The organism is Paenibacillus sp. NPDC058177 (assembly GCF_042883835.1).
Lineage (GTDB): Bacteria > Bacillota > Bacilli > Paenibacillales > Paenibacillaceae > Paenibacillus_AQ > Paenibacillus_AQ agri.
The window spans coordinates 493,501-507,630 of the sequence record NZ_JBHVVB010000005.1; the positions used below are offsets into that span (position 1 = coordinate 493,501).

The 14,130-nt window shown below is 49.6% G+C and carries 11 protein-coding genes; 6 read left to right on the forward strand and 5 right to left on the reverse strand.

Annotation, left to right across the window (positions count from 1 at the left end; all coding sequences use genetic code 11):
- The first annotated feature begins 283 nt into the window (after positions 1–283).
- The 6 genes from ACFVU8_RS21645 to ACFVU8_RS21670 all read left to right on the forward strand — a co-directional run bounded on the left by ACFVU8_RS21645 (position 284) and on the right by ACFVU8_RS21670 (position 8,622).
- Positions 284–1,321: a LacI family DNA-binding transcriptional regulator gene (locus ACFVU8_RS21645; protein ID WP_175374183.1), complete on the forward strand. Its 1,038-nt coding sequence runs from the start codon at positions 284–286 to the stop codon at positions 1,319–1,321.
- A 168-nt stretch (positions 1,322–1,489) separates the two neighbouring features.
- Complete coding sequence (gene pgmB, locus ACFVU8_RS21650; RefSeq protein WP_379464994.1) at positions 1,490–2,152, forward strand: beta-phosphoglucomutase; 663 nt, start codon at positions 1,490–1,492, stop codon at positions 2,150–2,152.
- Positions 2,153–2,473: 321 nt separating this feature from the next.
- Complete coding sequence (locus tag ACFVU8_RS21655) at positions 2,474–4,792, forward strand: glycoside hydrolase family 65 protein (protein WP_387430104.1); 2,319 nt, start codon at positions 2,474–2,476, stop codon at positions 4,790–4,792.
- 107 nt (positions 4,793–4,899) lie between these two features.
- Positions 4,900–6,567 (forward strand): glycoside hydrolase family 13 protein, encoded by a 1,668-nt coding sequence (locus ACFVU8_RS21660; protein ID WP_387430105.1) that lies wholly within the window; start codon positions 4,900–4,902, stop codon positions 6,565–6,567.
- Between the two features lie 137 nt (positions 6,568–6,704).
- The gene (locus tag ACFVU8_RS21665; RefSeq protein WP_246317453.1) at positions 6,705–7,565 is read left to right on the forward strand and encodes an AraC family transcriptional regulator; all 861 of its coding nucleotides are present in this window, start codon (positions 6,705–6,707) and stop codon (positions 7,563–7,565) included.
- A 205-nt stretch (positions 7,566–7,770) separates the two neighbouring features.
- On the forward strand, positions 7,771–8,622 hold the full coding sequence (locus ACFVU8_RS21670) for a DegV family protein (RefSeq protein ID WP_387430107.1): 852 nt from the start codon (positions 7,771–7,773) through the stop codon (positions 8,620–8,622).
- Positions 8,623–8,765: 143 nt separating this feature from the next.
- On the opposite strand, the gene ACFVU8_RS21675 is transcribed toward ACFVU8_RS21670, so the two are convergent.
- The 5 genes from ACFVU8_RS21675 to ACFVU8_RS21695 form a co-directional block, all read right to left on the reverse strand.
- Positions 8,766–10,286, reverse strand: a complete 1,521-nt coding sequence (locus ACFVU8_RS21675; RefSeq protein ID WP_379464998.1) for an ATP-binding protein — start codon at positions 10,284–10,286, stop codon at positions 8,766–8,768.
- 136 nt (positions 10,287–10,422) lie between these two features.
- A complete protein-coding gene (locus tag ACFVU8_RS21680; RefSeq protein ID WP_387430109.1) occupies positions 10,423–11,115 on the reverse strand; it encodes an ABC transporter permease in 693 nt (230 codons plus the stop codon).
- Positions 11,108–12,028: an ABC transporter ATP-binding protein gene (locus tag ACFVU8_RS21685; protein ID WP_387430111.1), complete on the reverse strand. Its 921-nt coding sequence runs from the start codon at positions 12,026–12,028 to the stop codon at positions 11,108–11,110. Before ACFVU8_RS21685 ends, ACFVU8_RS21680 begins: the two co-directional genes overlap by 8 nt.
- Before the next feature lie 106 nt (positions 12,029–12,134).
- A complete protein-coding gene (locus ACFVU8_RS21690) occupies positions 12,135–13,070 on the reverse strand; it encodes a sensor histidine kinase (RefSeq protein ID WP_379202649.1) in 936 nt (311 codons plus the stop codon).
- Positions 13,067–13,786, reverse strand: coding sequence for a response regulator transcription factor (locus ACFVU8_RS21695; protein ID WP_387430113.1), 720 nt, complete (start codon positions 13,784–13,786; stop codon positions 13,067–13,069). The genes ACFVU8_RS21690 and ACFVU8_RS21695 overlap by 4 nt, the downstream gene beginning before the upstream one ends.
- Positions 13,787–14,130 lie beyond the last annotated feature (344 nt).

Consider the following 14,130-nt stretch of genomic DNA (forward strand, 5'->3'; position numbering starts at 1 on the left):
GTAGCTCCGTTCAACTTCCACTTAAAAAAACTCCTTCAATGCACAACGTTTGCACTAATATATCAGGGACAAATCACTATTTACACCCTGTTTTCTCCAAGAAACTCATGAAATCAGCGCTATTCTAGCACTTTAGTGAAAATATACAAACCTGGTGGCAAAAATCCTGCACCCTCTCCAAAAGTGGCTTATCCCCTGTCCTGACGGACTTTTTCTATTTACAATTGGCAGTACTTCGATTAATATTACTGTGTAAAGCAAACGGTTCCATAAGGAGGTTTCTATGACAGTTACCATTAAGGATGTGGCGAAAAAAGCGGGAGTATCCCCGTCCACAGTATCCAGGGTGTTGTCAGGCCATCCCAGAATCAGCCTGGAAACCTCACGTAAAGTTAAAGCGATTATGGAGGATATGGGCTACACTCCCAATATGATGGCCAAGAGTCTGGTATCGAAGACTACCAACAGTATTTGCATTATCCTCCCGAAACCGGCTGAAGAGTTGTTCTCCAACCTGTTCTTCATGGAATTGATTCGCGGGATTGTCACGCAGGCCAGCCGATCCGGCTACGATGTACTGATCAGCTCCGGCGCGAATGAAAAGGAAGAACTGGAAGCCGTCTCCCGCCTCCTGAAGGGGCGCCGTGTTGACGGTGTAATTCTGTTGTATTCACGCAAAGATGACGCTGTGATTGATTTTCTACAGGGTGGTGGCTATCCCTTCGTGCTAATCGGAAGAAGCGACCGCTATGAGAATATATTATCTGTCGATAATGATAACGTCATGGCAGCGTATGACGCCACGAATCACCTGATTTCCATGGGACATGAGCGTATCGGCTTCGTCAGTGGCCCACCCAATCTCATCGTTTCCCGCGATCGTCTGGAAGGTTACCGCAAAGCTATGGAGAACAGCGGATTGACCATGCGACCGGAATGGATTGTGGAAGGTGAATTCTTACAGGATAGTGGCTACAGGGCGATGTCTTTCTTCATGAATCTCCCGAACCGACCCACTGCGCTGGTCGCGGTGGACGATATGGTGTCCTTTGGTGTGCTGCGCGGATTGAACGAACTGAAATATAAGGTTCCCGATGATCTGGCGATTGTCAGCTTTAACAACATTCCGTTGTCCGAGCTGTCCAGTCCCCCTATCAGCAGTATTGATATCGGTATCTACCATCTGGGCTACACTGCCTCGCAGGTACTGATTCAGGGCATACAGAAACCTAATAATGATGCGGGTTATACGAATAGATTTGTGATTCCGCACCGCCTCATTGTCAGAGAGTCCTCCATGCATACACCAAGCAAGCCGTAACAGACCGGGAACGAACAGGAACGAATAAATGAAGCGTAGATGCTTCATTTATTTTTTGGATCTTTGTTCAAACGTTTGCGCTAATATGCAGAATAATGATTCCTGAGTCCATTCTAATACGCATGGACAGAAGCAATTCCGCGTATATCTTTCTAGGAGGTTCCATTCATGACAACAATTCATGCCTGTTTATTTGATTTGGATGGTGTGCTTGTAGACACCGCTAAGTATCATTACATTGCCTGGAAAGAGCTGGCTGACGATCTAGGCTTTCCTTTCACCGAGCAGGATAATGAACGCCTTAAAGGTGTCAGCCGAGCGGCGTCACTCGATATTTTGCTAGAGATAGGCGGGCTAACTATGGATGAGCACGAAAAAGCGAGGCTCGCTGATAAAAAGAATGCACGTTATGTTGAGTACATCTCCTCTATGGACAGCTCAGAGATTCTGCCCGGCGCCCTTCAATTCCTGATGGAATGCCGCCAGAATGGCATCAAGGTCGCTCTCGGCTCCGCCAGCAAAAATGCGATGACCATCTTGAACAATACTGGCTTGACCCCATACTTCGACGCCATTATTGACGGCACCCACACCAGTGCTGCCAAGCCTGACCCTGAAGTGTTCCTGCTGGGAGCCAAAGCTTTGGGCGTAGAGCCGGGGCACTGTGTCGTCTTCGAGGATGCCGAAGCTGGCATAGAAGCCGCTATCCGTGCCGGAATGACCAGTGTCGGCATCGGTTCTCCAGCTACCCTTGGAGCCGCCAATATAGTCATCCCTTCCCTGCAAGAAATGAAAGTTTCGACGCTTAGGGAATCTTTTACCAGTAATTAAGCAACATTAAGTTATACACCTATCGCGGGATGTACGATTGCTCCCTGCCTCTCCCTATTCATAAAGAACCATGTCCTAGTTTTACTCCGAGCGGAGAAGGCAAAAGGATTGTAGAGAAGCACAACGTTCACCTGAAAGCTTTCCGCAGGAAAGCTCGCATCGGAAGCCTACGCTGTCCCCGGATGCTTACATAACCCTATAAATTCAGTATATCCGGGGACAACAGCGATCGGAACAACCTTAGCCATCGGAGCGGTCTGCGTATAACCTCAGTAGTTATAGTTCTATATATTATCCCCAACTTAAAAGGAGCCGATAATCTTGAAGCAATATTTGAAAATTGATGAATGGTCCATTATCGAAGAATCATTTGATCCGGGAACCCAGGAAATTTCCGAGAGCGTATTCAGCATCGGGAACGGATATATGGGCGGACGCGCCAATTTCGAGGAGCAATACAGCGGCCACAGTCTGCAGGGCAGCTATATGGCTGGCGTATACTATCCGGATAAGACACGGGTCGGCTGGTGGAAGAACGGCTATCCCGAGTATTTTGCCAAAGTGCTGAACAGCACGAACTGGATCGGCATCAACATTGATATCGACGGCACCCCGCTCGATCTCGCGAAATCCACAGTGACCGACTTCCGCCGGGTCTTGAATATGAAGGAAGGTACGTTATCCCGCAGCTTCACCGCTGAACTGGAAGACGGCAAGCAAGTCAAAGTAGAGAGCATCCGCATTGTCAGCATGACCCGCCAGGAGATCGGTGCGATCCGCTATTCCATCGTTCCTCTCAACTTTGCTGGCCAGCTCACAATCACGCCTTACCTGGATGGCGACATCAAGAACAAGGATGCTAACTATGACGAGAAATTCTGGAATGAAGTCGAGAAGAAAAGTGCAGGGGATAGCGGTTATCTCACCCTAAAGACCAAAAAGCTCGATTTTCACGTTACCTCGGCTATGGCCTTCGATATCCTCGTGAACGGCGGGAACACAACGGCGCAAGCGGAAGCCATCGAGCAGGAAAAATATGTTGCTAGCCGGGTTGCTGTAGCGGTACAGCCGAACGATCAAGTCGTGATTTACAAATATGCGGCTAATGTAACCTCCCGCAATCATGGTCTCGGGCAGCTGGTGGATGCCGCCAAGACTGCACTGCAAAGCGCACGGGAAGCCGGATTTGTAGCGCTTTTGACCGAGCAGGCAGATGCCTGGAGAGACAAATGGAAGGAAAGCGACATTATCATCGAAGGCGACGTGTCTGCGCAGCAGGCGATCCGCTTTAATATTTTCCAACTGAATCAGACGTATAACGGTGAGGACGATCGTCTGAACATCGGGCCGAAGGGCTTTACCGGGGAAAAATACGGCGGCAGCACGTACTGGGATACCGAAGCATATTGTGTACCTTTCTATCTTAGTACGGCGGATGCGTCCATCGCCCGTAACCTATTGATCTACCGTTACAAACATCTGGAAAAAGCTAAGGAGAACGCCCGCAAGCTCGGTTTCACCAAAGGCGCCCTCTATCCGATGGTGACAATGAACGGCGAGGAATGCCATAACGAGTGGGAAATTACATTCGAGGAGATTCACCGCAACGGGGCGATTGCCTATGCTATTTATAACTATGTGAACTACACTGGCGACCAATCCTACCTTGGCCAGTACGGACTTGAGGTGTTGGTAGAAATCTCCCGCTTCTGGGAGGAACGCGTGCATTATGTGCCACGTAAGGACCAATATGTCATGCTCGGCGTCACCGGGCCGAACGAGTACGAGAACAACGTCAACAACAACTGGTACACGAACCGTATCGCGTCCTGGACGATGGAATACACGCTGGAAGCTCTGGCTTACCTGCAAGAGAATGAACCTGCCCGCTACGCAGAATTGCTGGAGAAGCTCGAACTTCAGGATAGTGAGACAGGAAAATGGAGCGAGATTATCGCCAAAATGTACTATCCGGTGGATGAAGAGATGGGCATTTTCCTCCAACAGGACGGATTCCTCGACAAAGAGATCATTCAGGTCAAGGATGTGCATCCAGAGCATTTGCCACTGAACCAGAAATGGTCATGGGACCGTATCCTGCGTTCCTGCTTCATCAAGCAGGCGGATGTGCTGCAAGGGCTATATTTCCTTGGTGACCGTTACGATTTGGATACGAAAAAACGGAATTTCGACTTCTACGAGCCGATCACCGTACATGAGTCCTCCCTCTCCCCTTGCATCCATGCGATTCTTGCTTGCGAGCTGGGCTACAAGGAAAAGGCTTATGAAATGTACCTGCGCACCTCCAGACTGGATCTGGACAACTACAATAATGATACAGAAGACGGTTGCCATACCACGAGCATGGCGGGTACCTGGATGTCAATCGTTCATGGCTTCGGCGGTTTGCGCGTATTGAATGGACGGTTGAACCTGAACCCTTCTAATCCAGGTCACTGGACGTCCTATTCCTTCAAAATCATGTTCCGCGGCTCTCGACTTCTGGTCAGCGTAACCGACACTCAGGTAACCGTGACCAACGAAACCGATATTCCGGCCTCGCTCACGATTTATGGCCAGGAATATACAGTGAATGGACTAAGCAGCGTTACTGCTCAAGGTACTAACATTACTGCATAATCAAACCGTATTCTCCCGGCCCCCGAGGCTGCCTGCTTTCGGGGGCCGGTTACTGTTTAAAGGGTTGTATAGGCTGGACTATAAACAACATTTAAGGAGATCTCACAATGAAAAAAGCTTTTTGGAAAGAAGCCGTAGTATACCAAATCTACCCTCGGAGCTTCATGGACAGCAACGGTGACGGCATCGGCGATCTGAAGGGAATTATCTCCCGTCTGGATTATCTCCAGCAGCTCGGCGTTGACGTCGTCTGGCTCTCCCCCGTCTATAAATCGCCGAATGATGACAACGGTTACGACATCAGCGACTATGAAGATATCATGGATGAATTCGGCACGCTTCAGGACTGGGAGGAACTGCTTGAAGGCCTCCATACCCGCGGTATCAAGCTGATGATGGATCTAGTGATTAACCATTCCTCGGACGAACATGCCTGGTTCGTGGAATCCCGCTCCTCTAAGGACAACCCTTATCGTGATTATTACATCTGGCGTCCCGGCGGTCCGGACGGCAAGCGTCCTAACAACTGGAGCTCCATTTTCAGCGGCCCGGCGTGGGAACTAGACGAGACTACCGGTGAATACTATCTGCACCTGTTCTCCCGCAAGCAGCCGGACCTGAACTGGGAGAATCCGCAGCTGCGTGAGGCACTGTACAAGATGATTACCTTCTGGCTGGATAAAGGTGTAGACGGATTGCGGATGGACGTCATCAACCTGATCTCCAAAACGCCAGGCCTGCCTTCCTCAGGCGATGCCGAGCTTGGCGGTGGTGGTGAATACTACATGAACGGCCCAAGAGTACACGAGTTCCTGCATGAAATGAACCAAAAGGTACTCTCCAAATATGACGTCATGACCGTCGGTGAAACGCCGGGGGCGTCTGTAGAGGATGCCATTCTGTATACCGGCGAAGACCGGGAAGAACTGCAGATGGTCTTTCAATTCGAGCACATGGACGTCGACTCCGGCCCTAGCGGCAAGTGGGAAGTAACACCATGGACTCTTCACCAACTGCGTGGAATCCTGCATAAATGGCAGGTCGGCCTGGCCGAACAAGGCTGGAACAGTCTGTACCTGAACAACCACGATCAGCCACGTATGGTATCCCGTTTTGGTAATGACGGCGAGTACCGTGTCATCTCCGCCAAAATGCTGGCGACTCTGCTGCATACACTGAAGGGCACCCCGTATATTTACCAAGGGGAAGAAATCGGGATGACCAACGTGAAATTCCCTGTGCTGGAATACTATCAGGATATCGAGACCCTTAATATGTACCGTGAAAAAGTCACCGAGGGCGGCGCCGATCACGAGACGATTCTGAATGCTATCTATGCCAAAGGACGGGACAACGCCCGGACGCCTATGCAATGGAATGGTTCTGCCAACGCAGGCTTTACTACCGGAACACCTTGGCTGCGGCTGAATCCGAATTATAGCGAAATTAATGCGGAGCAGGCAGTGGCCGATCCCGATTCGGTGTTCCACTACTACCGCAAGCTGATCGCGCTGCGCAAAGAAAACCCGATCATGGTCTACGGAGAGTACAAGCTGCTTCTACCAGAGCATGATAATATCTATGCTTACACCCGCACCCTGGACGATGAGCAATGGCTCGTGCTGCTGAACTTCAGCGATGTTGCGCAGCCTGTCGATCTTCCTGAGGAGCTGGCAGCCGTCAAGGAACTGGTGATTGGAAACTACGGAGAAGCATCCTCCGACCGCAGTGTTCTGCGGCCGTACGAAGCGGGCGTATACCGACTGGGGAACTGACGAGACCCGTCTAGCTGAGTTATACTATTAGAAAGATTGAACTCAAAGTCTCCCTGTCACCTGTCTTCAGAACGCACGGAAGAACCGGATGAACAGACCAGGGAATGATAGTATGGATTCAGAAGGAGATGGCGCACTTGGAATGGTTGATTCGAATGAAGGATGCTCTGAATTATGTAGAGGACAATTTAGAGGAACCGCTGAATATTGATGAGATCGCAAGGGTAGCTTGCTCTTCGCCCTTTCACTTTCAGCGTATGTTCAATCTCCTTACCGGATTCACGGTATTCGAGTATATCCGCAAGCGGAGATTGTCGCTTGCGGCGCAGGAGCTGAGCGTGTCGGATATTAAAGTGCTAGACGTAGCACTGAAATACGGCTACGATACCCCTGAATCTTTTTCCAAAGCGTTCCGTAAGCTGCATGGGGTGTCCCCTTCAGCCGCCCGCGAGAAGGGCGTACAGCTCAAGGCCTTTCCACGCCTCTCTTTCCATCTATCATTGAAGGGAGATAAAGAAATGGAATACAGAATTATCGAGAAAGATAGCTTCAGAGTGATCGGCAAGTCTATCGAGGTATCCTTGAAGGATGGGGAGAACCTGCGGGAGATCCCGGCCTTCTGGAGTGCCGCCAACGGAGACGGAACGTCTGACCAACTGACTGAAATCGGCAAAAAAGAGGATATCCTCGGAATCTGTATGGGTGTGGATCATCCCAATGAGAAGCTCTCTTATTGGATTGCCGTAGAAGACGATTCCAATACGGACCCACAAGGCTATGAAACGGCTATTGTACCTGCCTCCACCTGGGCTGTCTTCACCTCGGTTGGACCGATGCCGCATGCGATTCAGGACGTCTGGAGCCGAATCTTCCAGGAATGGTTCCCAAGCACAGCCTACGAGCATTCGGGCGGACCCGAACTTGAACTCTACCCACTTGGCGATGTGAACGCAGAAGACTATCGTTGTGAAGTATGGATTCCGATTAAGCAGAAATAAGCGTTATATTCGTCACTACCGAAAGATCCTCCATAACCCAAGAGGCCGCCCGAACAACGGGGGGTCTCTTTTCATATCATAGAGTAGAAGCTTGGCATCCCATCCCCTTAGCTATTTTCCATTTTGAGAAATGGCTTCGACTTGGTATAATAAACAAATTATGTGGATTTTATAAAAAGTCCGATACTCGGTGAAGGAGAATTTCATGTCTACTGTGAAAATTTTTTCAGACAGCACTTCCGATTTGCCGCAAGGCTGGAAAGAGAAGTATGATGTCGGCATCGTCCCGTTATATGTAGTATTCGACGAGGGTACTTATAAGGATGGAGTGGATATTACGCCCGAAGAGGTATACCGCAAGGTTGCTGCCAAAGGCAGTCTGCCCAAAACCGCCGCACCTTCGCCGGCTGACTTCATGGCGGCCTTCGCTCCGGTAATTGAGAGTGGTAATGATATTGTCTATATCAGTTTGTCCTCTGCCTTATCTTCTACATATCAGAATGCCCTGCTGGCCGCAGGTGAATTCCCTGAAGGAAGAGTGGAGGTCGTAGATTCGGAGACGCTGTGCGGGGGGATCGCCTTGCTCGTCATGAAGGCCGTGCGCGCCGCTGCCAAGGGGCACAGTGCAGCTGAGATCGCAGAGCTGCTTAAGACAGCCCGCAAACACATGGATACTCAATTTGTAGTCGATACGCTTGATTACTTATATATGGGCGGGCGCTGCTCCGGCATGCAGAATTTCATCGGCAGCCTGCTTAAAATCCGGCCCGTGCTGAAGCTGATTGACGGCAGTATTGTCCCGGTCAGCAAAGTCCGTGGCAAGAAGGAAAAAGCCGTCGAGCAGATGCTTCAGAACGCGCTTGCCGACATCAAGCAAATGGATAAGGAACTGCTTATTGTAGCACACACCCTGGCTGAAGAAGATGCGCAATATTTAAAGAGTGCGCTGCAGCAAGCCACTGCTGCTCAAGAGATTGCGGTTATCGAAGCCGGCTGTGTAATCGGCAGTCATTGCGGTCCGCAAACGGTAGGTCTTATGTATTTACGTGAATCATAATTTCAATACGATAAAAGCAAACATGGCGGGCTGCCCGGAAGTCAGGAGATGACTACGGGCAGCCTTTTTTAGGCTCTGGTAGCTAAAGCGCCTGGTTACCGATGAGATAACTCGATACGACGACTATGGCCCACCAGCTAAACCTACAATTCAAATCCGTCCCTGTCTTCCTCCTTCAAAAAGGGCAGCATAAAGCGAAAGGTAGACCCTCTTCCCTCCTCGCTTTCCACAAAAATCGTGCCGCCCATCAGCTCTACCAGCTGTTTGCAGATCGCCAGTCCGAGGCCTGTCCCCCCATATTTGCGGGTATGCGACGGGTGAAGCTGTGAGAAGGACTGAAACAAGAGATTCAGCTTGTTATCGGCGATGCCGATACCTGTATCCCGTACCGAGAACTCCAACAGGTAATTCTGGGAATGCGGCAGCACGATGTTCTTCACGGACAAGGTCACGCTTCCTTGCTCTGTGAATTTCAAGGCATTGCCTACAAGATTGACAATGATCTGCCGCAAGCGGCTAGGATCAGTAGTCAATACCTCTGGGACACTGGTATCGGCCCACCACCGCAGGGCCAGCTTCTTCTCCTCGGCTTTGGGCGTGAACAGGTCCACAATACTGGACATCATTTCCCGCAGGTCGAACATTTCAGACTGCAGGATCATTTTGCCCGCTTCCATTTTGCTAAAATCAAGGATATCGTTCAAGATACTCAGCAGACTGTAACTGCTGCTGCGCAGAATCTCTGCATAGCTCCGCTGCTCCTCGCCGAGCTCCGTCTCCAGCAGCAGGTCCGCCATCCCGATCATCCCGTTCATCGGTGTCCGGATCTCATGACTCATCATCGCCAGAAAGTCGGCCTTAGCCCGGGCAGCCTTCTCCGCAAACTCCTTGGCCCGGATGATCTCCCGTTCATTCGTAATGTCGCTGAATACAATAACAGCGCCTTCGATCATACCATTGTCCACAATTGGAGCTACCCGATAATTCACCAGAAAGCTCGTCCCATCTTTACGCCAGAAGATTTCTTCCTCCATGCTGCGCGTAACTCCATCTCTGACCGTCCGATTGATCGGAGATTCCTCCAGGGCGTAATGAGAGCCGTCCGACCGGGTGTGCTGGATATGTGAGAAACTATGAATACCGATGAACTCATCCAGCGTATAACCCAGCATCTCCATCCCCGCCGGGTTTATGAAGATCGTATGCCCCGTTTTGTTCACACCGAAGATGCCCTCTGATACAGAATTTAGGATCAGGCTGTGCCGATCGTTCAATTCTTTGAGATGCCCAGGACTGCGGATGTCGTCCACACCAATATAATTGGTGATGTCTTTGACGATCGCGTAGACACCTGCCACTTCATTCTCAGCTTCAATGGGTAAAAAAGTAATAACCACCCGGTGAAATTCCCCGTTAGGACGGACCGTATCCATCTCAAAGCTGGAAGATTCACCCTGAAGCGCCTGCGCAAACTGCCGCCGGCATACCAACTGATAGTCCGCAGTGGAAGCCTCCAGCACCGAATGGCTGTTCAGTCCTTCAAATTCCACTCCCGACCGTTCCCTCGCAGAACGGTTCACGCCCAGGCAGTTCCCCTCCGTGTCCAAAATGTAGATGGGATCAGGGTGATTCTCATATAGAATAGAGTGGTTTTCCTTATCCATAGTTTTCATCCTCTCCGTACTCAATCCACATATTATAACAAGTTCTGCAGGGTAAATCATGAGTAAAGAGAGGTGTTTTCTATACCCAAAAATAGCCACCTGCACGGGTGCAGGGGCTATTCTATGGCCTACGGCATCAAGCGATATCATCTGTTTCCACATTGCGAATCGATAAATAGGAAATTGCAATCCCGATCAGACTAAGGCCAATGCATACAGCAGCCATATCACCCAAACGGTATTGATTGAAATCCCCGGAGATGACAGAGGAGAGCAGCACCGCTGAAATAATGGTAGCGGGAACTGATTTCTTAAGCATCCCGAAGTATAGCGGAATTAGGGCAATGCCAGCGGCATACAAGGATCCGGTTCCCAGCTTCACAAGTTCAGACCACAGCAGCGTCCAGCTCATCTCCCCCGGGAGGATGCCTGTATAATGATTAATCCCATTCATAATGGCCCCCAGGACAAGTCCGGATACGATAATGTTCATTAAGGTGAACAAGAAGATGAAGATTAACTTAGCAGCGAGCAGCTTTTTACGCGATATGGGATACATGAAAAGTACAGTTACTGTATTGTTCTTGTATTCCTCAATCACCAGCTTGCTGATCAGAACCGCGGCAAATACAATATACACCGCCCTCAGTAACATAAATAATCCGTCAAACATATTTTCAAGCGTAGTGAATGCGTGTGAGGGTTCGTTCCGGTCAATCAGCAGCATGAACACCATCATAGCCAATACTGCCAGATTAGCGATAATTATCGCTTTGGACATGCCCTTCAGTTTATTTTTGCGGATTTCCAACGAGATGAGCTTAAGCAATTCCTTCACCCCCGATCCGTTCCATAAAATAATCTTCCAGCGAATGATGCTTTCTACTAAGATTCTCAACGCCGACATCACCGAGAACGAGTACCTTATTCAGATCACTTAGTGTAATCCCATCATCATAAATACGAATCAGGCCCGGGTCCATTACCTTGAAATTGTTCAAGCCCAGCTGGTGCGACAGTACGTACACCGCCTTGGTGGAATCCGGTGTAACCAGCTCAATATAATGCGAGTTCCGGCCGCGGATGGACTCCATCGATACTTCTTCCACCAGCCTGCCCTCACGGATTACGCCGATAGTATCGGCAACCTGCTCGATTTCTCCCAGCAGATGGCTGGAGATCAGCAGGGTCATTCCGTACTCCCGGCTCAACATTCGGAATACATCACGCAGCTCCTTGATCCCAACAGGGTCGAGACCATTAATCGGCTCATCTAAAATGAGCAGTTCCGGCTTCGTCATTACCGCTCTGGCAATGCCGAGCCGCTGCTTCATGCCCAGCGAGAATTGTTTTACCGGCTTATTATTAATATCTGACAGCTTTACCAGTTCCAAGGCCGCGGCAACGGATTGGGGATCATAGTAGCCCATATACTCCCCATGCAGCATTAGATTCTCCCTGGCGCTTAGTTTGTCATAGAATACGGGATACTCAATAATGCAGCCCATCCGTTTCAGCATTTCATAAGAGCCGGGGGTCATTTTTTCACCGAAAAATTCAATTTCTCCGCTTGTCGGCTTGACCAGGTTCGTGATCATTCTCATCACTGTAGTCTTCCCCGCCCCATTCGGCCCCAGAAAGCCATAAATCTCCCCTTGCTTGATAGTCATATTAACATCGCTTACCGCTTCCTTACCTTGGTATACCTTCGTTAAATTCCGTGTCTGAAGGGCTGTTACCATATCCACTGTCTCCTTTGTCATTCGTCTGATTCATATTTCTTATTGTACATAACGGAATCTTCTTTTTTCTTAACCAATTCTTACGAAATTCTTAAGTTCAGGGACGTTACCGCTCTATGTGGGAAAAAGAAACTGTAAACGCTGTTCGGACATGTGGTTTGCTAACTAATGCAATCGTCCCGTTCATCTGCTCGGTTAATCTTTTCGTAATGGTCAGACCGAGTCCGCTGCCCTGATAGGTTCGATTGCGCGAATCCTCCAAGGTGTACAGCCGCTCGAACACCTGATTCTGATGAGTAGCCGTGATGCCTTTCCCGCGATCCCACACCTCTATATTTACTTGTGACCCGTTTGTAAAAAGCCGTAAGCCCAGCACACCGCCAGCAGCGCCGTAGTTGATTGCATTTGACAGCAGATTGGATAGAATCCGGTCCAGCGCTTCCTCATTGCCCATGATGTACACCGCTTCGTCCGGAATATCAATCTGCACCTCGCTGCCCTGGCCGCTCAGCATATCGTAGAAAGAGAGGATATTCCTCCGGCACACCTCGTTCACATCGATCCGGGAGAGGGGGATATCACGATCCCCTGCTTCGAGCTTCGCCAGATCAAAAAAGGTATTCATCAGGGAGATCACCTCCTCCGCCTTGCGGTGTATGGTATGCAGCATAACGTCCCGTTCCCGGGCAGGCATACTCTCATCATGCAGGACGGTCTCGATGTACCCCAGTACAACCGTTAGCGGTGTTTTCAAATCATGCGATACATTGGCTAACATACTCCGCATTTCTTTCTCCAGCCGGACCCTCTCCATACTTGCCTTGTGGTTGACGTCCAGCAGACGATTCAGATCAGTCAATAGGACACGCAGCTCCGGGTTGCGGCTGAACAGCAGTAGCCTTTCCTGTGAACACGTATCCAGAATACTGTTCAGCTTGTGATGAATATAGGCAAGCTGGCGGGCAGTTGTCCTCGACTTTCGGTACTGCCACAGAACGACCAGCAGCAGGATGACAATTACCACGCCAAGGATGGCGATCATTGCACCTCAGCCCCCAGCTTATATCCGATCCCCCACAGCGTCTTGATGTATACCGGTTGGGAAGGATCATCCTCAATCTTCTCCCGCAGTCTTCTCATATGTACATTGATTACATTCTCTTCGCCATAATACTCATCCTCCCACACGCTGGCATAAATTTGGGCTTTGGTGAACACTCTGCCGGGGTTCTGCACCAGAAGCTTAAGAATATGGAATTCCTTGGCCGTAAGCTTCACCTCTGTCCCATTCTTTAAGATTGTAAAATTATCCAGGTCTACGATCAGTCCCTCCAGGTTAATCATCTGCCGGGCCGGGGCCGCTGCTTCTATCCTAGCGTTCCTCGCTGCGGCATAACCCGCCCGGCGGATCGCTGCCTTCACCCTCGCTACTAGCTCAATCATAGAGAAGGGCTTCGTGATATAGTCATCCGCTCCGAAGCCCAGACCGAGTGCCTTATCCACATCGCTGTCCTTTGCAGACATGATCAGAACAGGGACAAGGCTACCAGTCCGAATCGTCTGCAGAATATCCGTCCCGCTTCGCTTTGGGAGCATAAGGTCCAGTAGAACCAGCTCATATGTGCCGCTGCGAAAAACGCGCTCTGCCTCCTCACCGTCATACACCGCCTTGACCTCAAAACCCTCTTTTACAAGATAAGAAGAGACCATTTCACTGATACTTTCATCGTCTTCAATCAGCAAGATCCGCTGCTGCATTCCACCGTCGCCTCCAATAATAAAGCTATAAAATAGCTGGATAATCTTCTAAATAGAAAGCATTTAAAAAAACAAACATACCCCAAGAAAAAAGAAAGCTTATATAAGCAGGATCGAAGTGTAATTAACGGCATTTTTGTACCTTAAATCCTCAGTAGCTAAGGCTTAGTAGAGATTAAGTGCAAAATTGTACCTTAAATCTTCCAGAATGCCCTGTCCAGCGTGATTTTCCGAAAAATAAGATACAATATGCAATTAGAATAAATAGTGGACACTCGTTAACGGACAGACCGATAATGACAGTAGTGGAGGTGTGTTCACTTGGGAGAACAAAGACAACGATA